24 protein-coding genes and 1 pseudogene are annotated in these 22,942 nt (G+C 63.6%); 6 read left to right on the forward strand and 19 right to left on the reverse strand.

The features are described 5' to 3' along the window. Both CF161_RS14970 and CF161_RS14975 read left to right on the forward strand, forming a co-directional pair. On the forward strand, window positions 1–739 hold a 739-nt coding region (locus tag CF161_RS14970), incomplete at its 5' end, for an FAD-dependent oxidoreductase (RefSeq protein WP_020297433.1). Window positions 740–832: 93 nt separating this feature from the next. Continuing rightward, entirely contained in the window at window positions 833–1,609 is a 777-nt protein-coding gene (locus tag CF161_RS14975; RefSeq protein ID WP_020297434.1) for an AraC family transcriptional regulator, read from the forward strand. Between the two features lie 21 nt (window positions 1,610–1,630). Here the strand turns inward: CF161_RS14975 and CF161_RS14980 are convergent, their stop codons facing one another. Both CF161_RS14980 and CF161_RS14985 read right to left on the reverse strand, forming a co-directional pair. Next, the gene (locus CF161_RS14980) at window positions 1,631–2,404 is read right to left on the reverse strand and encodes a GNAT family N-acetyltransferase (protein ID WP_020297435.1); all 774 of its coding nucleotides are present in this window, start codon (window positions 2,402–2,404) and stop codon (window positions 1,631–1,633) included. A gap of 208 nt (window positions 2,405–2,612) precedes the next feature. Next, window positions 2,613–3,704 carry a type I restriction endonuclease gene (locus CF161_RS14985; protein WP_020297436.1) on the reverse strand — a complete coding sequence of 364 codons (1,092 nt, stop codon included), beginning with the start codon at window positions 3,702–3,704 and terminating at the stop codon, window positions 2,613–2,615. A 215-nt stretch (window positions 3,705–3,919) separates the two neighbouring features. On the opposite strand from CF161_RS14985, the gene CF161_RS14990 reads away from it, so the two are divergent. After that, on the forward strand, window positions 3,920–4,330 hold the full coding sequence (locus CF161_RS14990) for a low affinity iron permease family protein (protein ID WP_020297437.1): 411 nt from the start codon (window positions 3,920–3,922) through the stop codon (window positions 4,328–4,330). A 45-nt stretch (window positions 4,331–4,375) separates the two neighbouring features. On the opposite strand, the pseudogene CF161_RS32840 reads toward CF161_RS14990, so the two are convergent. The 8 genes and pseudogenes from CF161_RS32840 to yiaY form a co-directional block, all read right to left on the reverse strand. Continuing rightward, a pseudogene (locus CF161_RS32840) lies at window positions 4,376–4,495 on the reverse strand (NAD(P)-dependent dehydrogenase); the annotation flags it as partial. A gap of 115 nt (window positions 4,496–4,610) precedes the next feature. Beyond that, a complete protein-coding gene (locus CF161_RS14995; protein ID WP_020297438.1) occupies window positions 4,611–5,114 on the reverse strand; it encodes a DUF4142 domain-containing protein in 504 nt (167 codons plus the stop codon). Window positions 5,115–5,342: 228 nt separating this feature from the next. Then, window positions 5,343–6,689, reverse strand: a complete 1,347-nt coding sequence (locus CF161_RS15000; RefSeq protein ID WP_020297439.1) for a GGDEF domain-containing protein — start codon at window positions 6,687–6,689, stop codon at window positions 5,343–5,345. A gap of 105 nt (window positions 6,690–6,794) precedes the next feature. Beyond that, window positions 6,795–7,433, reverse strand: a complete 639-nt coding sequence (locus CF161_RS15005) for a LysE family translocator (RefSeq protein ID WP_020297440.1) — start codon at window positions 7,431–7,433, stop codon at window positions 6,795–6,797. A 96-nt stretch (window positions 7,434–7,529) separates the two neighbouring features. Then, entirely contained in the window at window positions 7,530–7,661 is a 132-nt protein-coding gene (locus tag CF161_RS33410) for a hypothetical protein (RefSeq protein WP_020297441.1), read from the reverse strand. A gap of 16 nt (window positions 7,662–7,677) precedes the next feature. Next, on the reverse strand, window positions 7,678–8,448 hold the full coding sequence (locus CF161_RS15010) for a hypothetical protein (protein ID WP_156882690.1): 771 nt from the start codon (window positions 8,446–8,448) through the stop codon (window positions 7,678–7,680). Then, a complete protein-coding gene (locus CF161_RS15015; protein ID WP_020297443.1) occupies window positions 8,441–9,175 on the reverse strand; it encodes a hypothetical protein in 735 nt (244 codons plus the stop codon). The genes CF161_RS15010 and CF161_RS15015 overlap by 8 nt, the downstream gene beginning before the upstream one ends. Window positions 9,176–9,325: 150 nt before the next feature. After that, window positions 9,326–10,474: an L-threonine dehydrogenase gene (gene yiaY / locus CF161_RS15020; protein WP_020297444.1), complete on the reverse strand. Its 1,149-nt coding sequence runs from the start codon at window positions 10,472–10,474 to the stop codon at window positions 9,326–9,328. Between the two features lie 148 nt (window positions 10,475–10,622). Here yiaY and CF161_RS15025 point away from each other — a divergent pair, with 148 nt between their 5' ends. Beyond that, window positions 10,623–11,642 carry a DUF4917 family protein gene (locus CF161_RS15025; RefSeq protein ID WP_020297445.1) on the forward strand — a complete coding sequence of 340 codons (1,020 nt, stop codon included), beginning with the start codon at window positions 10,623–10,625 and terminating at the stop codon, window positions 11,640–11,642. Between the two features lie 191 nt (window positions 11,643–11,833). Here the strand turns inward: CF161_RS15025 and CF161_RS15030 are convergent, their stop codons facing one another. After that, a complete protein-coding gene (locus tag CF161_RS15030; RefSeq protein WP_020297446.1) occupies window positions 11,834–12,373 on the reverse strand; it encodes a helix-turn-helix domain-containing protein in 540 nt (179 codons plus the stop codon). A gap of 159 nt (window positions 12,374–12,532) precedes the next feature. On the opposite strand from CF161_RS15030, the gene CF161_RS15035 reads away from it, so the two are divergent. Beyond that, window positions 12,533–13,315, forward strand: coding sequence for an aldolase (locus CF161_RS15035; RefSeq protein ID WP_020297447.1), 783 nt, complete (start codon window positions 12,533–12,535; stop codon window positions 13,313–13,315). Window positions 13,316–13,344: 29 nt separating this feature from the next. Beyond that, window positions 13,345–14,232, forward strand: a complete 888-nt coding sequence (locus tag CF161_RS15040; RefSeq protein ID WP_020297448.1) for a dihydrodipicolinate synthase family protein — start codon at window positions 13,345–13,347, stop codon at window positions 14,230–14,232. Between the two features lie 69 nt (window positions 14,233–14,301). Here the strand turns inward: CF161_RS15040 and CF161_RS15045 are convergent, their stop codons facing one another. The 8 genes from CF161_RS15045 to CF161_RS15080 form a co-directional block, all read right to left on the reverse strand. Beyond that, on the reverse strand, window positions 14,302–14,835 hold the full coding sequence (locus tag CF161_RS15045; protein ID WP_020297449.1) for a hypothetical protein: 534 nt from the start codon (window positions 14,833–14,835) through the stop codon (window positions 14,302–14,304). Next, window positions 14,835–15,479, reverse strand: coding sequence for a hypothetical protein (locus CF161_RS15050; protein WP_020297450.1), 645 nt, complete (start codon window positions 15,477–15,479; stop codon window positions 14,835–14,837). Before CF161_RS15050 ends, CF161_RS15045 begins: the two co-directional genes overlap by 1 nt. A gap of 197 nt (window positions 15,480–15,676) precedes the next feature. Continuing rightward, window positions 15,677–16,021 (reverse strand): YegP family protein, encoded by a 345-nt coding sequence (locus tag CF161_RS15055; protein ID WP_020297451.1) that lies wholly within the window; start codon window positions 16,019–16,021, stop codon window positions 15,677–15,679. A gap of 78 nt (window positions 16,022–16,099) precedes the next feature. Then, window positions 16,100–17,530 (reverse strand): MFS transporter, encoded by a 1,431-nt coding sequence (locus CF161_RS15060; RefSeq protein WP_020297452.1) that lies wholly within the window; start codon window positions 17,528–17,530, stop codon window positions 16,100–16,102. 123 nt (window positions 17,531–17,653) lie between these two features. After that, complete coding sequence (locus CF161_RS15065) at window positions 17,654–18,403, reverse strand: tRNA-dependent cyclodipeptide synthase (protein ID WP_020297453.1); 750 nt, start codon at window positions 18,401–18,403, stop codon at window positions 17,654–17,656. A gap of 4 nt (window positions 18,404–18,407) precedes the next feature. Next, entirely contained in the window at window positions 18,408–19,184 is a 777-nt protein-coding gene (locus tag CF161_RS15070) for a 2OG-Fe(II) oxygenase (protein ID WP_020297454.1), read from the reverse strand. Window positions 19,185–19,464: 280 nt separating this feature from the next. Next, the gene (locus CF161_RS15075) at window positions 19,465–20,379 is read right to left on the reverse strand and encodes an aliphatic sulfonate ABC transporter substrate-binding protein (protein ID WP_020297455.1); all 915 of its coding nucleotides are present in this window, start codon (window positions 20,377–20,379) and stop codon (window positions 19,465–19,467) included. Window positions 20,380–20,466: 87 nt separating this feature from the next. Further along, window positions 20,467–22,935 carry a TonB-dependent siderophore receptor gene (locus tag CF161_RS15080; RefSeq protein ID WP_020297456.1) on the reverse strand — a complete coding sequence of 823 codons (2,469 nt, stop codon included), beginning with the start codon at window positions 22,933–22,935 and terminating at the stop codon, window positions 20,467–20,469. Window positions 22,936–22,942: the final 7 nt, after the last annotated feature.

Here is a 22,942-nt window from a genome sequence, read left to right on the forward strand (position 1 = left end):
GACCCGGGTCCTGGAGCAGGCGCCCAGCGCTGCCCTGGCCGGCTTTGCCTCGGGCCTGTGGCGCTGGCCGAGCAAAATCCGCCAGGCCCTGACCCTGGCCACCCCGGCCTATCGCAGCAACGCCCATGTCCTGGAAGCCCTGGGCGAGCAACGGCTGGAAGCGGTGCGCATCCGCCAGGGCCAGCGCACCCTTGAACTGCCTTGCGAGCGCCTGGCCTGCGGCTTTGGCCTGGTGCCCAACACCCAGCTCGCCAGCCACCTGGGCTGCCAGCTGCAAGGGCAGGCCATCGCTGTCGATCACCAGCAACGCACCACGGTCCCCGGGGTCCTGGCGGCAGGTGAATGCACCGGGGTCGGCGGCAGCGAGCTGGCGCTGATCGAAGGCGAAATCGCCGGGCTGGTCGCCAGCGGCCAGGACGCCGCCGCAGCCGAGCTCAGTCAGCGGCGCCGGCATTGGCAGGCGTTTGCAGATCAGGTTCGCAACACCTTCACCTTGCGGCCCGAGGTGCTGCAACTGGCGCGTCCGGACACCCTGTTGTGTCGCTGCGAAGACGTGGCCTTTTCCGCCATCGCCGAGCAACCCGGCTGGACCGCCGCCAAGCTGCAATCGCGTTGCGGCATGGGGGCCTGCCAGGGCCGGGTCTGCGCCACGGCGGCGCAAGCCCTGTTCGGTTGGGAGCCGCCCCGGCCCCGCACGCCCCTGGTGCCGGCGCGTATCGGGACGCTGCTCAAGCGCTAAGCGAGCGGCACGCGGGTCGCCGCCCTTGCCACAGCCCGGTGCCTCGCCATAATGAGCAGCGGCTGAGAGCCAGGTCATTCAAGGAACGGCAGCATGATCGAACCCGCCACCCTGCACCGGCTGCCCGCAGCCCTGGCGCGCCAGCGCCCCGAAGACATCGAGAGCCTGCTGGGCAGCATGGCGCTGATTGCGCCGCTGCTCGACACCATTGCCAACGCGGTGTTTTTCATCAAGGACCTGCAGGCCCGCTACCTGATCGCCAACCTGACCCTGGCCCAGCGCTGCGGCTTCAAGAACATCGAGCCGCTGCTGGGCAAGACGTCCGCCGAGGTATTCCCGGCGGTGCTCGGCCCGGTCTATACCGAACAGGACCAACGGGTGCTGCGCCACGGCATCAGCATCAAGGGCCAACTGGAACTGCACCTGTACGGCAGCCGCGAACCCGGCTGGTGCCTGACCCATAAATTGCCACTGCACGGGCGCGCGGGGCAGATCATCGGCATGGCCGGCATCTCCCTCGACCTGCAGGCGGCCCACGACACCCACCCGGCCTATGAACGCCTGGCGGCAGTGGACCGCTACATCCGTGAGCACTACAGCGAAGCGATCCGCCTCGAGCAGTTGACCGAGATTGCCGACCTGTCGATTGCCCAGCTGGAACGCTACTGCAAGCGCATCTTCCACCTCACGCCACGGCAGATGATTCACAAGGCACGCCTGGAACACGCCTCGCGCCTGCTGCTGGGCCAGTTGCCCATCACCGAGGTGGCGCTGCAATGCGGCTACACCGACCACAGCGCGTTCAGCCGCCAGTTCAAGGCCCTGACCGGCATCAGCCCACGGCAGTTTCGCCACAACGCCACACGCTAGCCACCTGGCCCGAGTGACCTGTCACTCGCGGCAAAAGGTGGTGTATTCAAACAGGGTGGCAAAGCCTGCCCGACGATAGATCGACAAGCCGTCGATCGAAGCCTCAAGCACGCAACACCGCGCGCCCTCGACCTTGGCATACGCCAGGGCGTGCTGGATCAATGCACTGGCATAACCCCGATGCTGGTACTCGCGCTGGGTACCGATGTCGTCGAGCCGGGCCACCCCAGGCCCCAGGGACAAGGTCAGCGAACACACCGGCACTTGCTCGACATACAGGCTGAAATGGCGCAGTGAGCGACCCGCCGCCAGCGCCGCCCGATGCCGTGCCAGGTATTGGCCAATGCCCTCCTCGCCCGACTCGAAGGCACTCGCCACCGGCCGCGACCAATCCTCCAGGTGCTGGTCGGTGCAACGGATATCGACCTGGCCGGGCGCCGTCCCCGCCGCCTGCCAGGTCGTGAGGTCCAGGTGCATGCAGGTGGTCTGGTCGCTCGCCAGCAACTGCTGTTGCTGCAACTGCTCATGCACCTGCGCCACCAGCGTGTCACGCACCACCACGCAAAATGGCATCTGCGTGCGTTGCAGAAAGTCGATGCCCTGGGCCAACTGCGAGGCCAGCTCGGGGTCGGCCTGCTTCACCAGCAGCAGGTTCAGGCTGCTGGCCTCGACCCCCGTGCAGTAAGCGCTGAGGCTGCTGCCGAACTGTCGATACAACTGGGAAATGGCGACGAAGAAATCATCCTCCGCCTGGTGATAAAGCTCGATAACCGACGTATCCGCGCTGGACCTCATGCCTGCCTCCCTGAAACCGTCGCCCCATCAGCGGCGCGACAGGCCACACGGTAAGCCCGCAGCCAGCACGGTTCCAGCCTTGCCCTGTTTTATTGTGCGAAGAAGTATTTTCATCTGTAAGCGCAGTTCAACGCTGAACCCGAGAGTTGCCAATAGCCACCCGCCTCACCCCTGACGCCCGTTGCAGGCGTCAGGAGCAATGCCGGCGTTATTCGTAATAGCCGATGGTCTTTTTCAGGGAGTCCGAATACTCGTAGATATCATCGATGGAGTTGAGCGGATGGCGGGTTTCATTTTTGTCTTGGTCGAAGATCCCGATGTACTTTTGTGAGCGATTGAAGTGCAGGCGGCAGATGGGTTTGCGGTTGTTGTCATCGAGCAATATGCCGAAGTAGCTCTGGGTATCTCGCTGCACAATACGCTTGGCATCGACCACTGAACGCACGACCGCACGCACGATGTGGTAACCCTCCAGTTCCTCCAAGGTGGTAAATACCTTGTCCTCGATCTGGTCGAGCTCCTCTTCCTCCGTGCCCCCAGCAGCCTTCCCGGTAGTGGTCATAACAGCAATCGGCGGCTGAATCGCGCCACTCATTGCCGACTTGAGCCGATCATTGATCTGGTCATTGAGAAATTGCCCCAGGGCCTTTCTCGTCAGCTCATAAAACTGCTCGCGAACCTTCTGGGTGATCACCCCGTCATAGACTCGCGAAGCAAAGACTTTGACAAAGTCGTCGTCGGGTTTGCTGACCTGCGAAGCGATGACCTTTTTAATCTGACTGACATACTTCAACTCACCCGCTGCATTGATGATCGACTCGACATCAAAGGCTGACTTGGTGAGTTTTGTCAGCTCCGGCACCGCGTATTCATCGATATCCAGAAGGTCGAGTTCGAGGAAAGGTTTCTCGTCCATCTTGTTCGGCGCATCCAGGTCCGTAAAAAACTTGTAGACCTGGCCGTTGGTCAAAATGGATATCCGCGCACTGGTCACGTGAAAGTAGCGAAAGAGTTGCGAGGCATGATTGATATGCAACGGCTCGCCGATTTTTTTGCACTCGATCAGGATCTGGACTTCGCCTTCCTTCATAACGGCGTAATCGATTTTTTCGCCTTTTTTGGTCCCGATGTCACACACGAACTCAGGGGTCACTTCCGTAGGATCGAATACGTCATACCCCAGCACCGTACTGATGAAAGGCATGACAAAGGCATTTTTTGTCGCCTCCTCAGTTTGAATGGCGGCTGCTTGCAAACGCACCTTGGCAGCGAGACTGGCTAACTTTTCGAAGAATTCCATGGGCGACCTCTTACCTTTTCCGATCCGTGTATGAACATGCTGGCAATTCGCCGGCCAATTGATACTAGACACAAACCATCACAAAGAAAGATTTCCCCTCATATAGCGCTGCACCTCACGGCTCGCTCGGCCTCGCACCGTTAAAAGAAATTCCACCACCGCGCTGCGGTCAGAAGCTCAGGTCCACTCTGATCATTCTGATAAGGAATCCGCTCATGAAGTTTTCCAAGATCTCGCAATCGTTATCGATGTGGGCCGGGAGCCCGAAGACGTTTCTGGTGGCGGTCGGCCTGATTGTGCTGTGGGGGTTGAGTGGGCCGATTTTCCATTTCAATGACACCTGGCAGCTGATCATCAACACCTCGACCACCATCATCACCTTCCTGATGGTGTTCCTGATCCAGAACACCCAGAACCGCGACAACGACATTTTGCATATCAAGATCGATGAGTTGCTGCGCGCCACCCAGGATGCGCACAACGCGGTGCTGAGCCTGGATGGGCTGGACCTCAAGCAGTTGGAGAAACTGCGCAGCCAGTACAAGGAAATCGGCCGTGGCGATTCCCTGAACCTCGACGCCTCGGGCGCCGAAGACGGGCGCAAGACCGATTTGAATCAGTGCTGAATTCGCCCCGGGGCTGGCCAGCGGCCGGCCCCGAAGCGCTTGGGCTCAGGGCAGTGGATTGCTGCCGGTGACGCCGAACACCTTAGCGGTGATGGTGATGTAGCTCGACTCCTGGGACGCCAGCGGCCCGTAGAGCGGCGCGCACTCTGCCGGTTGGCCGGGGCGTCATGCCCTGGTCGATGCCGGAGGCGGTTTGTGGCTGATCGGGGAATTTGCACTGGGGGCCTGGAACAGGCCGCGGGTGAGCAACTGGCGCGGCTCACCCGCAGGGCTCAGGAAATCAACGGCTGGCTTGCAGGGCCCGGGCCATTTGCAGGTGGTTTTCCAGCTTGGGCAGGGTTTCCTCGGCAAACGCCTGGAGCTCGGGCACCTCGCTGGTCTGAGCCTGTTGCTGGATCTGCTCGATGGCTTCTTCAGTGGCCTTGACCTGGCTGGCAGCGTAGGCGGCATCGAAGGCCTCGCCCTCGGGAACCTGCGGCATCATGGTTTTGGCCTTGCTCAGCACTTCTTCGCGGGGCGCCACCGGCAGGTCCAGTTGCTTGGCGATCTTGGCCAGGTGCTGGTTGGCCGTGGTGCGGTCGTTGATCACCACGATGGTGTAGTCCTTGACCTCCTTGGACGAGGTCTTCTGGTGCGCCATGCGGCTGGCTTCAATGTCGGCGATGCCCTTGGCCGAGGCGTCGTCGATAAATGCGGCTGGCGACTGCGCGAAGGCGCTGGTCGCGCCCAGGCTCAGCAGCAGTGCCAGGCTGGCAGTGCGTAATGGGTTGGCCATGCGGCTCATGGTTTCGCCCTCCTTACTCAGGGATGAACACCTCAGGGTGTGATAACGCGACTCGGTAGTGCCGCCTGTAGGCATATGAAAATTCGCAGCGACAAAGGTTTAGAAAAATCCCCCTGCCGCGACGAACGGTGCCTGGCCACGCCAGCCAATACCCGCCGAATACCGCGCGAAACGCGGACGCAGGGTGGGCCTCAGGCGTAGATGCCTGCCACCTCGGGTAGAGAGCAATCACGCCCGGGAGTGGGCCTTGCGCGCCCGTTTGGCCCGGTACATCGCGTCGTCGGCGTGCTTGAACAGTGGCTGCTCTTCCAGGCCGTGCTCGGGGTACAGGCCGATGCCGATGCTGGGGCGGATGCTCAGCGAGTGGCCGTCCAGGCGCAGTGGGTCGCCCAGCACCTGGCAGATCTTGTCGGCCACGGTGTCGGCGTCTGTGGCCGCCTGCATGCTTTCCAGCAGAATCACGAACTCGTCGCCGCCGATCCGCGCCACGGTATCGCACTCACGCACGCAGCCCTTGAGCCGGCTGGCAACGGCCTGCAGCAGCATGTCGCCGACGGCATGGCCGTAGGTGTCGTTGACCTGCTTGAACTGGTCGAGGTCGATGTACAGCAGGGCCATGCGCCCCGATTCGCGCCGGGCCCGGGCCAGTGAATGGCGCAGGCGCTCCTTGAGCAGCTCGCGGTTCGGCAACTGGGTCAACTGGTCGTACTCGGCCATGTATTGCAGGCGGGCCTGCAACTGCTGGCGTTCGATGGCGGTGGTCAGTTGGGCGCAGACGTACTGCAGCAGCTCCTGGTCCTGCTCGGTATAGCGTTCGCCCGGCGCGCTCCTGACCACCAGCGCGCCGATGGTGCCTTTCTGCGAGTTGAGCGGCACCCCGAGCCAGCACGGGCTGTCCGGCCCTGGCATGGGCGGGAAAGACGCCGGCAGCGGCTCGCCGGAGTCCGGGGTCAGGCGCAACGGCAGGCCGCTGCGGATCACTTCGGCACACACCAGGCCGATGAAACTGCCCGTGCGTTCCGGCTGCTGCTCGCTGGGGTCGACATGGTAGGCAAAGCTCATGGCCTGGGAATGCGGGTCCTGCAGGGCCACTGAAAAATTCAGTGCCGGCAGCCATTCACCAATGATCCGATGCACCCGCTGGAACAGGCCGAGCAGGTCTTCGGCGCCCTGAGCCGCTTCGGAAATCGCATACAGCGCCGCCTGCCTGGACTCGGCCAGCTTGCGCTCGGTGATATCCCGGGCCACGGCAATGCGCAGTTGATCGACCTCCGACCAGCGCGCCGACCAGAGAATATGGGCGATGCGCCCATCCTTGCGCAGGTAGCGGTTTTCGAAATTGGGCATCGGCACCCCGGCCATGATCTCCCGCGCGGCCTGCAGGGTGCGCGCGCGATCCGCCGGGTGCACCAGTTCGATCATGGCCGTGCCGACCAGCTCTTCGGGGGTGTAGCCGAAAATCCGCTCGCAGGCGGCACTGACAAAGACGAAGCGGCCGTTGCTGTCCACCGCACATACGGCATCCAGCAACAGGTCGATAAAGCTGGCCAGAGGCGCTGAATTCTTGGTTGCCATCAGGGAAAGAGACTGCCTTGCAAATGAAACGCCGAGTATCAATCCCTGGGCCTGGTCAAACGGCATCGGCCGCTGACGCCTCGCTGCTGCAGCCTTGCAGCGCGGTTATCCCTTGTTGCTGATCAGCCCCGGCACCGCATGCACCAGGGCATTGATCGCGAAGCCGATGAACATTACTCCGCAAACCCGCGTAATAGCCAGCTCATGGCGCTGGTACAGGGTGCGTATCTGACGGGCGCCGACCACCCCGATCAGGATCGCGTAGGCCACCACACCGCCCAGGAAACTCAGCAGAATCAGCCACGGCAGCATCGACCAGGTCAAGAGCTCGGCGCGGCTGGAGAGCAGCGCGGTAAAGGTCGCCACGGCCACCGGGTAGGCCTTGGGGTTGGTCAGGCCGAATAGAATGCCGTGCCAGAACGGTTGCCGCGCCGCGCCCTGGGGCGCGTCGCTGCCGGCGCTGCGGGTGCGGATCGCACGCAGGCCGAGCCAGAACAGGTACAGGCCGCTGAGCACGCCCAGTACGTCAAAGGCACTGCTGCCGATCTCACGGGCACCGACAATGGCGACCAGCGCGGTGCTGCACCAGACCACATCCCCCAGCAGATGACCGCAGAGAAACCCGGCCCCGGCCCGTCGCCCGCGGGCGGCGCCAATGCCGAACACCGCCAGCACGCCCGGGCCGGGGGTGATGCCATAGATAAAGCCGGAAGCGAGTACGGCCAGCAACAGTGATGCAGTCATCGACAAAACTCCACAATGTGCCCCACAGACAATGCCTGGCACAGAATCAAGGGGGGATTCTGCACGAAGCCTGGCGCTGATCACCAGCCGGTTCGATCAAAAGACCCGCTCCGTCCAGCAGAGCGCAACGCCCTCCTCCGCGACGCGGGCTGGGGGCATCAACCCGGCCTCGGCGTCGAGCACCAGCACGGCCGCGAACTGGTCGCGGATCGGGCAGGCATCGCTCATGGGTTCACCGCAGCCCTCAGCGCCAGGCCTTCAGCCCCGGGGGCACGCGGTAGCGCTGGCCGTCATAACGCAAGGTGGTGCTGGCGGTGCGGGTGTGGCTGGAGGCCGTGGTGCAGTCGTCGCCCTGCTCAAGGGCTTCGCTGTCGGTGGTCACGGTGGTGACGATCAGGTCGGCGTACCCCTGGCTGCGGGTCTGGGCCACGGCCACGGTACTTTTGCTGTCGGAGAAATGGCCGTTGCAGCGGGTATCCCATTCGCCACTGGAAGACTCCACCACCAGCTTCTCCAGGACCGGGCGCAGGGTCTTGCCCTCGCGCACGTACAGGCTCAGCCAGGTTTCGCCATCGGGGTTGGCGCGGGAGGTGCCATTGAAGAAACTGCGGATGCCAAAGGCCCGCACCTGCTCGCTCAAGCGGTAGCGCGCCGTGTCGATGCCCAGGCCACGGAAGGTGCTGGTGTCGGAAAGAATCGCCCCAGGCAGGGAGTAAGACGCCTGGACGCTGCCGTCGCTGCTGGACACCAGCGCCAGCTGCAGCTCATAGCGGCCGGGCTCTTCGGGCGGCAAGGCCTGTTGCGGATGCTCCAACCGCGCCTGCCCGGTGATCCGGGTGCCGGGATAGGCCGGCCAGTCCTTGCACACCTCGTACAGCACCTCGGCCCCGGAATAGACACTGGCGCTGCATTCGGCGGCAGCCTGGACGGCGACGCCCCACAAGCCCAGGGCGATCACGCCACGCAGGCAAAACCGCTTCATGTGCATCCACGCTTCCCGAGAGTGTTCATTCATCACGCAGGCCCTGGGGCACTACGTAGCGTTGGCCGTCGTAACGCAAGGTGACCTGGCTGACCTGCGGCGGGCTGTTTTGTTCCAGGCACTGCTCACCGCGCTGGGTGGCCTGGCGCTTGACCAGCGTGGTCTTGACGATCAGGTCGGCGAAACCGTGGCTGCGGGTGGTGGCCATGGCCAGGGTGCGTTTGCGGGTGCTGAATTGGCCCTGGCAGCGACCTTCGCTTTCACCGCCGTACTGATACACGTTGAGGTCGCTTAGCAGCGGGCGCAGGGCTTGTCCCTGGACCACGAACAACGAGAGGTTTTCGCTGGCGAACGGGTTGTACATCGATTCGTGGCTGAAGTGGCTGCGAATACCGAAGGCGCGAACGCCTTCGCCCACCTGATAACGCGCGGTGTCCACGGCCAACCCATCGAAGGCCACGGCATCGGAGCTGATGGCCTGTTGCTGCGTGTATGAGGCCTTGACCTGCTGGCTGCCGGTATCGACCAGGGTCACGAGCAGGTCGAACATCCCGGCCTGCGCATCGCCCGTGGCGTTATCGGGCGCGCTGGCCAGGGCGCGGATCTGCACCCCGGCCTGGGCCGGCCAGTCCTTGCACGCCGCATACCCCAGGGTGCCCGGTGGCAGCGCTGGTTCCTGGCATTGCGCGTGACTCTGGCCGGCCAACAGCAGCAGGCCGCTGGCGACCAGGCCTGTCAGTAAAGGGGGGTTGAAGATCATTGCCTGCTCCCTGCGTTAACCCAAAAAAGCCCGTTTCGGCGGCGCACTATCGCCGCTCAGCCGGTTGCTTTCAATGGTGCGAGCCAGGGAGTGTGAGGGCAGGCCGGCCCCTGAGGTTCAGGGGCCGGCCCGGGGTGCAGGGTCAGCGGGTCAGAAGGCGCTGCGGAAGATCTCTTCGATCTGCCGTTGGTCCGCCGCCCGTGGGTTGGTCAGGCCGCAGGCGTCTTTCAGGGCGTTGGCGGCGAGGATCGGGATGTCCGGCAGCTTGGCCCCCAACTCACGCAGACCGGCCGGGATCTCCACGTCGCGGGCCAGGCTGCGAATCGCGGCGATGGCCGCCTGGGCGCCCTCTTCCGGGCTGAAACCGCGAATGTCGGCGCCCATGGCGTGGGCCACATCGGTCAGGCGTTCGGCACAGACCGAGGCGTTGAAACTCTGCACATGGGGCAGCAACACCGCATTGCACACACCGTGAGGCAGGTCATAGAAACCGCCCAACTGGTGCGCCATGGCATGCACGAAACCCAGGGAGGCATTGTTGAAGGCCATGCCGGCGAGGAACTGGGCGTACGCCATGTTCTCCCGGGCCGTGAGGTCGGAGCCGTCGTGCACCGCCTGGCGCAGGTTGTTGCTGATCATGTCGATGGCTTTCAACGCGCAGGCGTCGGTGATCGGGTTGGCCGCGGTCGACACATAGGCTTCGATCGCGTGGGTCAGGGCGTCCATGCCGGTGGCGGCAGTCAGGCCCTTGGGCATGGCGACCATCAGCGCCGGGTCGTTGACCGACAGCAGCGGCGTGACGTTGCGGTCGACGATGGCCATTTTCACGTGGCGCGCTTCGTCGGTGATGATGCAGAAGCGCGTCATCTCGCTGGCAGTGCCGGCGGTGGTGTTGATGGCGATCAGCGGCAGCTGCGGCTTGGCCGACTGGTCGACGCCCTCGTAGTCGCGGATATGCCCGCCGTTGGTGGCGCACAGGGCAATGCCCTTGGCGCAGTCATGGGGCGAACCGCCGCCCAGGGAAATCACGAAATCGCAGTTGCCTTCGCGCAGGCGCAGCAGGCCCTGCTCGACGTTATCAATGCTCGGGTTGGGCTTGGCGCCGTCGAACACCAGCGAGTCGATGTCCTGCATCGCCAGCTTCTCGGCGATCATGCTCGCCACCCCGGCTTTGGCCAGGCCGGCATCGGTGACGATCAGTGCCTTGCGAAAGCCGTAGTTGCGAATCGCGTTCATGGCCTCGTCGAGACAGCCAATGCCCATGATGTTGACCGCTGGAATAAAAAACGTGCTGCTCATGGAAAATCCTCTTGGCTGGGCCGAACCGCGAAACGCCAATTCAGCAAATGCCTACAGGATCGACCCATCGGTCACTGTCGATCTTGACCTGGCTCAACAGTCGGTCGTGATAAAGTCGGCGCCCTGTGCCTTGAGACGACGAACCGCGATGATGGATTTCCAGGAATTTGACGCCAACCTTGAAGACTGGGAGGCCTTGCGCGCCAGCACGCCGATTGCCGGGCTGCTGATCGGCAATGGTGCCAGCCGTGCGGTCTGGGAAGATTTCGCCTATGACTCGCTGTTCGAAAACGCGCGCACCGTCGAAGAAAAACCCCTGAGCCAGTCCGAACTGAGTGTGTTCGACGCCCTGCAGACCCGCAGCTTCGAACAGGTGCTCGGTGCCCTGAAGACCACCAGCCGGGTCAACAAGGCCCTGGCCGTGAGTTCGGCAGCGCCGCGCAATCGCTACTACGCGATCAAGGAAGCGCTGATCAACACCGTGCACGCGGTGCACATCCCCTGGCGCCTGGTGCAGCCGGCGAGCCTGGCCTTGATCAACCAGGAACTGCGCCGCTACCGCACGGTGTTCACCACCAATTACGACCTGCTCAACTACTGGGCGATCCAGCATGACCACCCGGGTATCGACGACCTGTTCCACGGCAGCGAACCGATGTTCGATGTGCGCGATACCGCCAGCAGCGACACGCGCTTTTTGTACCTGCACGGCGGCCTGCACCTGGTGCGCAACGTCGATGGCAGCGCACGCAAACTGACCTCCACCGAGGGCACGCTGCTGGGCAGCTTCGCCATCAACAACACCATCAAGACCCTGGATGACGTGCCGCTGTTCGTTACCGAAGGGCCGCTGGCCGACAAGCTCAAGACCATTCGCAGCAGCGATTACCTGTCGTTCTGCTACGAGCAACTGCTGGGCCACGGCGACGCGTTGTGCATCTTCGGCCACAACCTCGGCCCCCAGGACAACCACCTGGTGCAAGCCATCCGCCAATCCGGAAGCAAGACCCTGGCGATCTCGATCCACCCGCGCAGCAAGGCCTTTATCCAGCACCAGAAACGCCACTACGCCACGCTGTTCGACGGCATGGACGTGACGCTGCGTTTCTTCGATGCCAAGAGCCATGCACTGGGCAATCCGAAACTGTCGGTGCCTGTCGAACGTTGATTGCGTAACCCGCGGATAACCCTGTAGCCGCTGCCGCAGGCTCGGGCCGCGTTCGGACGCTAGCCCTCACAGACGCCACGGGGTGTCAGGCGAATGGAGGTCGTTGCGGATGGCCAGCGCAGCCTTGCAGGCTCGGCAGCGGGCAGCGGCTACAGCTCTCATTGACGGTGTTGTGTGTGTGATGCGGATGGCTACTGCTCGCCGCTGTGCACCACCACCAGCAACTGCGCCTGGACCTCGCCCACCGAGCGGATGCGGTGGGGTTTTTGGGCGTTGAAGTGCAGGGCGTCGCCGCGATTGAGCAGCACCCGTTCGTTCATGAAATCGACTTCGACCTGGCCTTCGTGGACGAACAGAAACTCCTCCCCCAGGTGCTCCTTGAAGGTCTTGTCGCTGAATTCCCTGGCCGGGTAAATGATGAACGGCAGCAGGCTGCGCTCGCTGACCTGATGGGCCAGCACCGCGTACCCCGGCTGGTCGCCGGCCGCCAGGGACTGGCGCTGGTCGCTGCGTACCAGGCTGTAGCTGTCGAGGCTGACGGCGTCTTCGGCGAACAGTTCCTCGACCTTGACGTTCAACGCCTTGGCCAATTTCAGCGCCGCGGCAATCGATGGAGTGTTCAGCCCGCGCTCGACCTTGGACAGGTAACTCTTGGTCATCCCGGATTTTTCAGCCAGGGCCTCCAGGGTTACGCCAAGTTTTTTTCTGAGTAATTTCAAACGGATAGACATGTAGAGCGGTTAATCCATTGAGGAGGCGACGATTTGTGCTTGCCAATGACACAAAGTGTCATATAGCCTCTTTAGTGTCATTTGCTTTAACCCAACGACCTTGCGAGCAGCGGGGGCTGGCAAATCCGACGTCCAATAGACTCAGTAAAGGACACCGATATGGCCAAGACATTAGCACTACCCAAAGAGCAACTGGTCAAGCAGGCACTGACCCAGATGCAAAACACCCTGGCGGATAATACGTGGACCGACCGGCAAAAGCTGGCCCTGACCTGCCGCATCCTGTTCGAGAACGGCCACGACTCCGGCCTGGCCGGGCAGATCACCGCCCGCGGCCCGCAACCCGGGACCTACTACACCCAGCAATTGGGCCTGGGTTTCGACGAAATCACCGCCAGTAACCTGTTGCTGGTCAACGAAGACCTGGAAGTCCTCGAAGGCCACGGCATGCCCAACCCGGCCAACCGCTTCCACAGCTGGGTGTACCGAGCGCGGCCGGATGTGAACTGCATCATCCACACGCACCCGACCCACGTCGCGGCGCTGTCGATGCTGGAAGTGCCGCTCGAGGTGTCGCACATGGACCTCTGCCCGCTGTATGAAGATTGCGCGTTTCTCGAAGCCTGGCCGGGGGTGCCGGTGGGCAACGAGGAAGGCGAAATCATCGCCTCGGCCCTGGGCGACAAGCGCGCCATCCTGCTCTCGCACCATGGCCAGCTGTCCAGCGGCGCGAGCATCGAGGAGGCCTGTGTGATCGCTCAGTTGATCGAGCGTGCGGCCAAATTGCAGCTGCTGGCCATGGCCGCCGGCAGCATCAAGCCGATCCTTCCGGAACTGGGGCGCGAAGCCCATGACTGGATTTCCCGGCCCAAACGCCACGCCGCCGCCTTCAACTATTACGCTCGGCAGAACCTCAAGCAGCACGCCGATTGCCTGAACTGAAACCACCCGGACACTCAAGGAGCGACCCCATGTCGACCCCACGCATTCACGGCATCATCGGCTACACCATCACCCCCTTCAGCGCCAACGGCGAGCAACTGGACCTGGACGCCCTGGGGCGCTCCATCGACCGCCTGATCGACAGCGGCGTGCACGCCATCGCGCCCCTGGGCAGCACCGGCGAAGGCGCCTACCTGAGCGACGCCGAGTGGGACCAGGTCAGCGAGTTCAGCATCCGCCACGTGGCCAAGCGCGTCCCGACCATCGTCAGCGTGTCCGACCTGACCACCGCCAAGGCCGTGCGTCGCGCGCGCTTTGCCGAGCGCCACGGTGCCGATGTGGTGATGGTGCTGCCGGCGTCGTACTGGAAGCTCAGCGCGGCGGAAATCCTCGCCCACTACCAGGCCATCGGCGCCAGCATCGGCGTGCCGATCATGCTCTACAACAACCCGGCCACCAGCGGCACCGACCTGCCGGTGGAGCTGATCCTGAAAATCTTCCACGCCGTGGAAAACGTGACCATGGTCAAGGAGAGCACCGGCGACATCCAGCGCATGCACCAGTTGCACTTGCTCGGTGAAGGCCAGGTGCCGTTCTACAACGGTTGCAACCCCCTGGCCCTGGAAGCCTTCGCCGCCGGTGCCGCCGGCTGGTGCACCGCCGCGCCAAACCTGATCCCCGAGCTCAACCTGGCGCTGTACCAGGCGGTGCTGGCCAACGACCTGAACCAGGCCCGCGCGCTGTTTTACCGTCAGTTGCCGTTGCTCGACTTCATCCTCAAGGGCGGCCTGCCGACCACCATCAAGGCCGGCCTGGACCTGACCGGGCTGCCCGTCGGCGAGCCGCGCCGGCCGCTGTTTGCCCTGGACGATGCCGGGCGCCACCAGTTGCAGCAGTTGCTCAATACCCTGGGTTGAACCCAGGCCAAAAAAAGCCCGGGCGCATCATGCGCTCGGGCTTTTGCCTGGGCGATGGCCAGCCAGGGCTCAGTGGCTGTTCAACGCCGCCGCGGGCTTCGGCTTGAAGATCGGGTCCTTGAGCATCTGCGCGATAAAGTCATCGGTGATGCGCTGCACGTGCGGGTACTGCCCGCCATCGAGGTTGACCCAGCCGCGCCAGGAGCTGGTGTGATTGCTGATCTGGTATCTGGCCAGCGGCTGGTCGCCACGGCTGACATGGAAAACCACCTGGCTGTCCCAGGTGGCCGGGGCCGGCACGATAAACAGGGTCAGGGCACTGAGCAGGCCCAGGGGGATATTCTGCCAGCCGAAGTAATCACTGTTGGCCGCCACGATCACGTTGTAGCCCTCGGCGCTGTGGCCATCGAGCACTTGCTCGAAGGTGCCACGGCGCCGCAGCTCATTGCGGATCAGCGCACCGGGGATGGGGCCGATCACGCTGACATTGATCGGCGGCAGCGACTGGCGATAATCGACCTCGGCCGGCTTGAGGCTATGAGTGGTCTGGCAACCGCCGAGGGCCAGCATCAGCCCCCCCCACAAGCAAAACGTACGGCGCATCACAGGTCTCCCGACAGCATGGCTTTAAGCATCGAGGCCTTGGGCCCCTGCTCCTTGACGATCAACGGCGTGGCTGCTTCCATTTTCTCCAGGTCGACCCGTTGCAGGCTCGGCACCTGCGGGTACTTGGCGCGCACCAGGGCGGCGTCGCGCTCCAGATGATCGCTGTGCAGGAAGATGCATTTGGCGCCACCGGCCGACAGGCACCCGGCGCGGAAATCACCGACGTAATAGGCCTTGCCGGCTTCCAGCTCCAGGGGAATGGAGAAGTCTTCACGGCTCCAGGAGGTGGCGTTGCCGCGGTCGAAATGCAGGTTGTAGATCTCATAGCGCCCGGGCTTGAGCGGCATCACGAACAGGCTGCCGATGCCGTGCCAGGTCTCGCGCACATCACGTGGGGTGCGGGCGTAGAACTGGTTGTACAGACGCGCGGTGGCGAAACCGTCGCCACCCCGTGGGCGGATCAGCAGCATCTGCTCGTTGGCGGTGTACACCGCCTGCGGCCAGATACCGACCACCCCCACCACATAAGCCACGCCCGACTGCGGGTCGGGGCTCATGCTGTCGGCAATTTTGGTGGGAGACAGGCTGTAGCAGCCGCTCAGGGCCAGCAGCGCGGCGAGTAAGACGAGAGGGCGAATCATGAGGTCGCAGGTCCCTTGGACGATGATCGATAACGTCAGCCAGGGCACCAGGCATCCCCACTTCCCTGTGACGGGCGCGGAGGATAAAGCAAGCGATAGCATTTCGCCATAATTCGGTCGTCAAACCCCTGACGGTTTATCCCGAAGAGGGCCAGGCTGCGCCGCCCCAGGGAGCGGCGAGCCTATACGGACGCGGCCTACAGCGCCGGCGCGGTCTTGTCCTTGATCGGCCCGACGGGGCCATTGGCCTTGACGCTGGCAATGCCTTTTTCCAGCGCCGCGCTGGAGGAATAGGCCTCGCCGTTGCCGATGACCTGGTGGTTGGCGGCCTTGAGGTTGAAGTACGGATGGCCATCCTTGGTGGTCTTGCGTTCGTAGCGTTCATCCAGTGCGCTGTTGGTGCGTACCGCAGCGATGCCATTTTCGGCGGCACTGCGGGTGGTATACAGCTCGCTGGTGAGCAGGGTTTCGGCATTGGCCGCCTTCAAGACAAAACGGAACTGGCCATTGCTGCTTTTGCTCAACTCGTACCATCCGGACATAAACGTGCTCCTTGGGTGTGATAGGCAGTGAAGGTGCCTTGAGAGTAAAGACCCTGGCCAAACTTTAGCCACCCGCCCTCAACCACCGCTCGCGCCCTCCTCCACCACGCCCAGGCCCTGGGGTTGACGCTGGCGCAGCAGCACACTGACCGCCGCCCACACCGCCAGGGTCACGCCGGCCAGAAACAGCATCACCGCGCGGTAGCCGTTGAGAAAGGCAGCGTGCCCATCGTCCACCGGGGTCGCGGAGAAGTGGTGATACAGGCCCACCCCCAACGCCAGGCCCAGGCCGCCGCCGACGTTGTGCAGGGTCATCAGCGAACCCATGGCCACTGAGCCGACCTCCTGGGGCACCGAGGAAATCCCCAGTACCGTCGACGGCCCGAGGATGCTCGCCCAGCCCAGGCCCATGATCACAAAGGCGGCCAACAGGTACGGCAGCGAGGTCTGGCCATCGAAACCGGCCTGCAACAGCGCCGACAGCACAAACAACAGCAACCCGGTCTTGATCAGCAGCGCCGGGCCCTTGCGGTCCACCAGGCGCCCCACCAGGGGCGAGAGCACGGCCACGCCGAGGGTGGTGGGCAGCAACAGCCAGCCGCTGGCCTGCACGCTTTCGCCACGGATCAGCGCCAGGTACAGCGGCATCACAAAGAACGCCACGCAATAGAACACCGCCAGGCCAAAGCTCGCCAGGACCCCGGCAACAAAGCGCCGGTTGGCGAACAATTTGAGGTCGATGATCGGCGCCGCGACCCGTTGTTCCACCGCCACAAAGGCCGCCAGGGCCAACACGGCAACGGCGATCAGCGCCAGGGTGGTCGACGAGCCCCAGCCCCAGGCCGCGCCCTGGACGATCACCAGCACCAGGCTCGGCAAGCCGATCAGCAACAGCAGCGCCCCCAGCCAATCCAGGCGAGCCCCGCTGGCGGGTGCCCGCGATTCGTCGACGCTGACGCTGCAAATGGCCAGGCTCAGGAGCACGAACGGCACGTTGATCAGGAAGATCCACTGCCAGCCAAAGGCGCTGGTGATGACGCCGCCCAGCACCGGCCCGATGGCCAGGCCCACGCCGTTGACCCCGAACAGCACGCCAAACGCCTTGCCCTGCTCGGCGCTGTCGAAGGTGCTGGAGACAATCGCCCCCGAGGCGGTGTAAAGCACCGCGCAAGCCAGGCCCTGGACGATCCGGGCGACGATCAGGCCGTCGATCCGGCTGGCCAACCCGGCCGCCAATGACGCCAGGCCAAACACTGTGAGGCCGATAAACAGCACGCGCTTGCGCCCATGCAGATCAGCCAGGCGCCCCACCAGCACCATGAAACTGGAGAGGGCGAGGATAAAACCGTTGATCACCCATTGCAGGCTGTCGACCGAGGCACCGAGGTCGGTTTGCAGTGCCGGCAGCGCGGTGTTGACGATGGTGAAATCGACGCACCCGAGAAAACTGGCAATGCTCACTCCGAGCAGTGCCCACCATTTGCGTTGCTGTTGCGCAAAAACGCTCATGGAAACTCCTTAGCGAAAAATCATGAAAATCTGCTGCCGCTGCGGCCGGCTGCGCGGGCCCCGGGCGGGACGATGTGCGGTTGGGCCGGGATCTCGGCAGCGGCTACAGATAGCGGGTTGGGGCTAGATGGCGATGGCTCCACTGGACCAGTTGGGGTGGATGACGCCGGGCAAGGTGAAGGGGATCGGTATCCCGCGTTTCTTGAACTTGAGCGGCAGCCAGCGCACCCGATCCGGGCTGTGGGGTTCGATCAACAGGTCACGGCTGGTGGCCATGGCGGCGGTCATCTGCTGCGGGTACAGCACGTAGTCATACCCCTCGGCCGCCCACAACGGCAGGATGATCGGGATTTCCTCGAGGATGTATTCGCGGCACTGGGCGGCCGCGCGCTCGATGTCGGCGTGTTCGTCCCGCAGGCGCAGGCGATCGGTAAACACCGCGATGGTGCTTTCAATCGCTTCGCGCAGTTCGTGGCGCTCGTGGTAGACCAGGTTCAGTTGCTGGCGCAGTTCGGCGTAGTGGTCGCTGGCCAGTTCCTGGTTCCAGCGGGTGATCTGGTACGGCACCCGCAGGCCATCGAGGATGCTCTGGTTGCGCGCCAGCCAGGCATCGCCGTCGCGGATCGAGGCCGACAGCGCCTCGCCCGGGGATTTGCCGTGCTTGTTGTGGCGCTGCAAGGTGTCGGCCACCACCACTTTGACGTGGCTGAAGCCGGACTGATTGATCAGGTGGATGGTCGAACGCAGCTTCTGGTCCTCGTGGTATTCCTGGCCGACGCTGACCGCCAGCACCACCCGCTTGCCTTCGAACTCATGTTCTTCGCCGCCCTTGTTGAAGTAGGCCTTGAGGTTGATTTCCTGCACGTTGCTCATGGGGTTAGCTCCAGTAGGCCAAAGGCTGGTGTTCGCCGTAAAAACCGATAAAGACGCCGAGGGTGATCCGGGTGCTGCTGGCCGAAGGGCGGACCGCGTGGATCAGCCGTGGGTTGAGCAGGATCAGGTCGCCCGGCTCCGGCTTGATCACAAAATCCGGGGGTGGCAGCAGGTGGCGTTCGATGCCGTAGGCGCGCTCGCCGCGCAGGCGGTTGTATTCCTCCTCGTCGGGCTCGATGCCCCAGATCTCCAGCTCGCCGCCGTCTTCGGGTATCTCCAGGTAAATGTTGGTCGACAGCTGGCTCAGCAGCGGCTGGCTATGGCCCTCGGGCGCATTGCGCTCGAGGTTGTCGGTGTGCGGCGTCAGGTCCACGCCGCTGCCCTGGAAGCGGGCGATGCCGACGAAGCATTTCTGCCCGTCCACCTGCAACAGGTGCGCGCCCTGGGGCCAGACTTCGTCCAGCAGCAGGCGCAATTCGTCGATGGGCGAGGCCAGCGGGCGGAACACCTGGCGGATCTTGCGGATATTGCCCAGCGCCTGGGCGTGGTACTCGGCGCGGCTCTGCTCGTCCTGGATTTCGATGTAGGCCTTGCCGATGCGCACGAATTCCTTTTGTTCGCTGAAGGCGCTGCGCAGCTCGTGCTGGTACAGATGATCGCGCGCCACCTGCAAGGTATCCGGCGGGCAGAAACCTTTGAGCTGCACCCCATAAGAGCGCTTCTCCACGACATCGAGGATATGCCGTGCTTCAAGTTGATCGGCCGTAATGACTGTAAACATGCAAGCTCCCTTATTCCCTGGAAGTAGTGCGAAGAGAACAACGTACTATTTTGTTGCAAAGCCACCTTAGTCAGCCAAAAGTCCGTTGTGAAATACCCTTTACCTCTATTATCCAAACTTAAAAATGTATTGAAAAAATAGCGCAAAAGGCCCTGCAACGGCCTTTACAGGCCGAGCAACAACGTACGTTTAAATACACTAAGAGCGCATGACCGAATAACTTTAATCGCCGTACATAACAGCAAGACTCCCGAGTTAAATTAATGAAAACTTCATCTTCTTAGTTCACGTCATTGAAGCGATCATCAAAGTAGGCCGGGGCATCGAACGTGCTCTGGATAATGCCCTCCTCGCGATACAGATCAGCGGTGTGCTGCACGTCCTCGATCACCGCCGGGCCGATGGCGATCCGTTGCGGTCGTGAATAACGATTGGAACGTTCGTGGATTTCCACCGGCAGGCCGCTGTACACCGCCTGGATCCGGGAGAACGCTTCCTGGTGCTGGTCGGCCCAGACATAGGCCCGCGCCAGGCGCCGCAGGAAATCGTCGATCTGCGGCGCCTTGTCCTGGATCGCCTGATCGCTGGCCACCAGCAACATATGCCCGGCGAACAAGCCCTCGCCGCTGATCAGCACCCGGGTCCCGCCCGCTATCTGCACCATGCTGGTGTAGGGGTCCCAGGTCGACCAGGCATCGGCCTGACCGTTGGCCAGCACGCTGCGCGAGTCACCGGGCTGGAGGAAAATAAACTGCGCATCGCTGCCATGCAGGCCCACCGAACGCAGCGCCGCCAGGGCCAGGAAATGGCCGATGGAACCGCGGGTGGTGGTGATGCGCCGGCCCTTGAGGCTGGCGGCGTCGGTCAGGGGCGAATCCTGGTTGACCACGATCGCCACCGCGGTCGGCGTGACCTTGAGCTTGATCACCCCCACGGTCTTCATCGCCGCCCCGGCCGCCGCCGCAAACACAAAGGGCGCATCGCCCAGGGCGCCGATGTCCACCGCCCCCGCCGACAGCGCCTCGGCGGTCGGGGCCGCAGCGGCAAAGGAGGCGAATTCGATCGGGTACGGCACCTGCTCCAGCTCGCCGGCGGCCTGCAGCAGAATCTTCAGCGACTGCTTCTGGCTGGAGACCCGCAACCGGTTGTCGGCCTGGGCTGCGGTGGCCAGCACACACAGGATCAGCAACAGCATCCCGTAGCCACTGCCGAGCCTGCGAGGCTGCGCTGACCCGCCCAGGCACCGCAAAGCAGTACGCACACCCCACGGCATACCCACCCCTTAAAACGCCAGGCTGACGCGGCTGTAGTAATAACCACCGCCCAGCCCATATGGCGAAAACATCCCGTACTCATAGGTCCCGGCCCACGCCTTGAGGCCGATCTTGTCCGGGTATTCGTCGAACAGGTTGTTCGCCCCCAGGGCCACGGTGAGGTTCTTGGTCACGTCGTAGGCCACATCGATATCGGTGATCCACTTGGCGCTGTAGGTACGGTCGTTGGCCGGAATGTTCGAGCCTTCGGTGTACTCGCCAAAACGCGTCAATTGCAGGTTGGTGGTCCAGTCGCCGACCTTGTAGTTGGTCGACAGGATCCACTTGTCCTTGGGCGTGGACTTGGTCAGGTCGATCTGCTGCTGGCGGTCGAACAGCACATAGTTCGAACCCAGCCGCGCCAGGGCCGCCGGGGTGTCGGCCAGATCACGGATGGTGGTCTTGTTGTGGTTGTAGGCAACGCTCCACTTCGCCGTGCCGTACTCCCCGAACGACTGGCTGTAGTCGGCCACCAGGTCCACACCCTTGGTCCGGGTGTCGGCGGCATTGGTGTAGTACTGCCCTGCCAGGTTCGGCGACAGGCCGTTTTCCACCAGGATCTGCGAGACCTGGGTGCCTTGCAGCAGGCCGGTCTGGAGAATCCGCTTGTCGATGTCGATCAGGTAGAAGTCGGCGGTCAAACGCAGGCGCTCGGCCGGTTCGGCGGTAAAGCCCAGGCTGTAGTTGCGCGAGGTTTCCGGCTCCAGGTCGCGGGCCCCCAGGGCCACGGCTTCCGCCGAGTTGGGGCGCATCTGCTTGGTCCGCACCGAGGTGGTGGTGCCGCCCGCGCCGAACTGGGTCACGGTGCTGGTGGTGGAGAACACGCTCTGGGCCAGGGACGGCGCGCGGAAGCCGTTGCTCACCGCCGCCCGCACCGCATACCCGGGGATGAACTCGTAACGGGTGGTGAGCTTGCCGCTGGTGGTGTCGCCGACCCCGAGGTTGTACTTCTCGTAGCGCCCGGCTGCGCCGACGTACCAGTTGGGGGTGATGTTGAGGCCGAAATCGACATAGGCCGCTTCGCTGTGACGCTCCAGGCTGTAGGCGTCCTCCGGGGTGGTGCCGTTGACCGAGAACAGCCCCGGGTCCGGGCGCACCCCGGCGAACGGCCCGACATTGGGCACATAGCTGCCGTAGTTGTAGGAGTTGGGTTCACCGCTTTCGAGGGCGTACTTCTCCCGCCGGTATTCCAGGCCGAAGGAGGTTTCCAGCGGGCTGCTCCAGCCGATGTCCAGGGCCCGGGAGAAGTCCAGGTTGTTGGTCCACTGGTCGAACACCAGGTTGCCGAGGTGGAAATCATGCTGGCCGTAGGGGCCGTTGGAAATGTTCAGGTTGTTGGCGGTATCCAGCACGCCGCGGTCCTTGCCGTAGGTGCTCGACAGGTCCCAGTCCCAGCCGCCGGCCAGGCCCTTGGCGCCGCCGGCCACCTGGAAGTCGGTCTCGTGGATCTCGCGCCGCGCCTGGCCGCCATTGGGGTATGGCGCGTTCGGCACACCGGCCAGGCTGGTGATGTCGGTGGGCCTGCGGTGGCCCAGGTCCTTGTTGCTGTTGCGGTAGCTCAGGGTCGAGAACGAATACAGCTTGAGGTCGTCCTGCAACGGCAGTTCGGCGTTGTAGGCGACGCTGGTGGTGCGGTCGCGGCCCAGGCCGTACTCGGTGCCCCAGCCCTGGCGGTTGCTTTCACGGGGGTCGGGGGAACCATCGGCCTGGTTGAAATACAGCTGGCCGGTGGCGGCGCTGGAGCGCTCGTAGGGTTCCTGGATCTTGGCGTCCCACGACAGGTTGAAGAAGCCGCCGTTCTCCCCCAGCTTGTTGCCCCAGTTGAAGGCTTCGTGGCCGGTGGTGCCGTCGCCGTCGTAGTACTGGCCCAGGCTGGTGTCGGAAGTCAGGCCCTCGGCATTGCGCTTGAGGATGATGTTGATCACCCCGGCAATCGCGTCCGAACCGTATTGCGCCGCTGCGCCGTCGCGCAGCACTTCGATGCGCTCGATGGCGGCGGTGGGAATCAGGTCCAGGTCCACCGGCACCGAGGCGTTGCCGACCCGCGCGCCGTTGTTGATCAGGGCCGAGTTGTGCCGGCGCTTGCCGTTGATCAGCACCAGCACCTGGTCGCCGCCCAGGCCGCGCATGCTCACGCCGCGCACCAGGAACGCGGTGCCGCCGCCGTTGATGGTCGGCACGTTGAACGACGGCAGCAGCCGCGCGAGCATTTCCTTGAGGCCGTTCTGGCCGATGGTGCGCAGCTGTTCGCTGTCGATCACATCGATCGGCGCCGGGCTGTCGGTGACGGTGCGCTGCTGGCTGCCGCGAACCCCGGTGACCACGACGGTGCCGAGGGTTTCATCGGCCGCCAGGACGCTGGGCGGCAAGGTCAGGCCGAGCAAGCCAAAGCTGAGCGGCGCCACGCCGACGAGGGTTTTGTGCAAGTTGGAACGCATGGCTGAA

The sequence above is a fragment of the Pseudomonas sp. CF161 genome (assembly GCF_000416215.1).
Lineage (GTDB): Bacteria > Pseudomonadota > Gammaproteobacteria > Pseudomonadales > Pseudomonadaceae > Aquipseudomonas.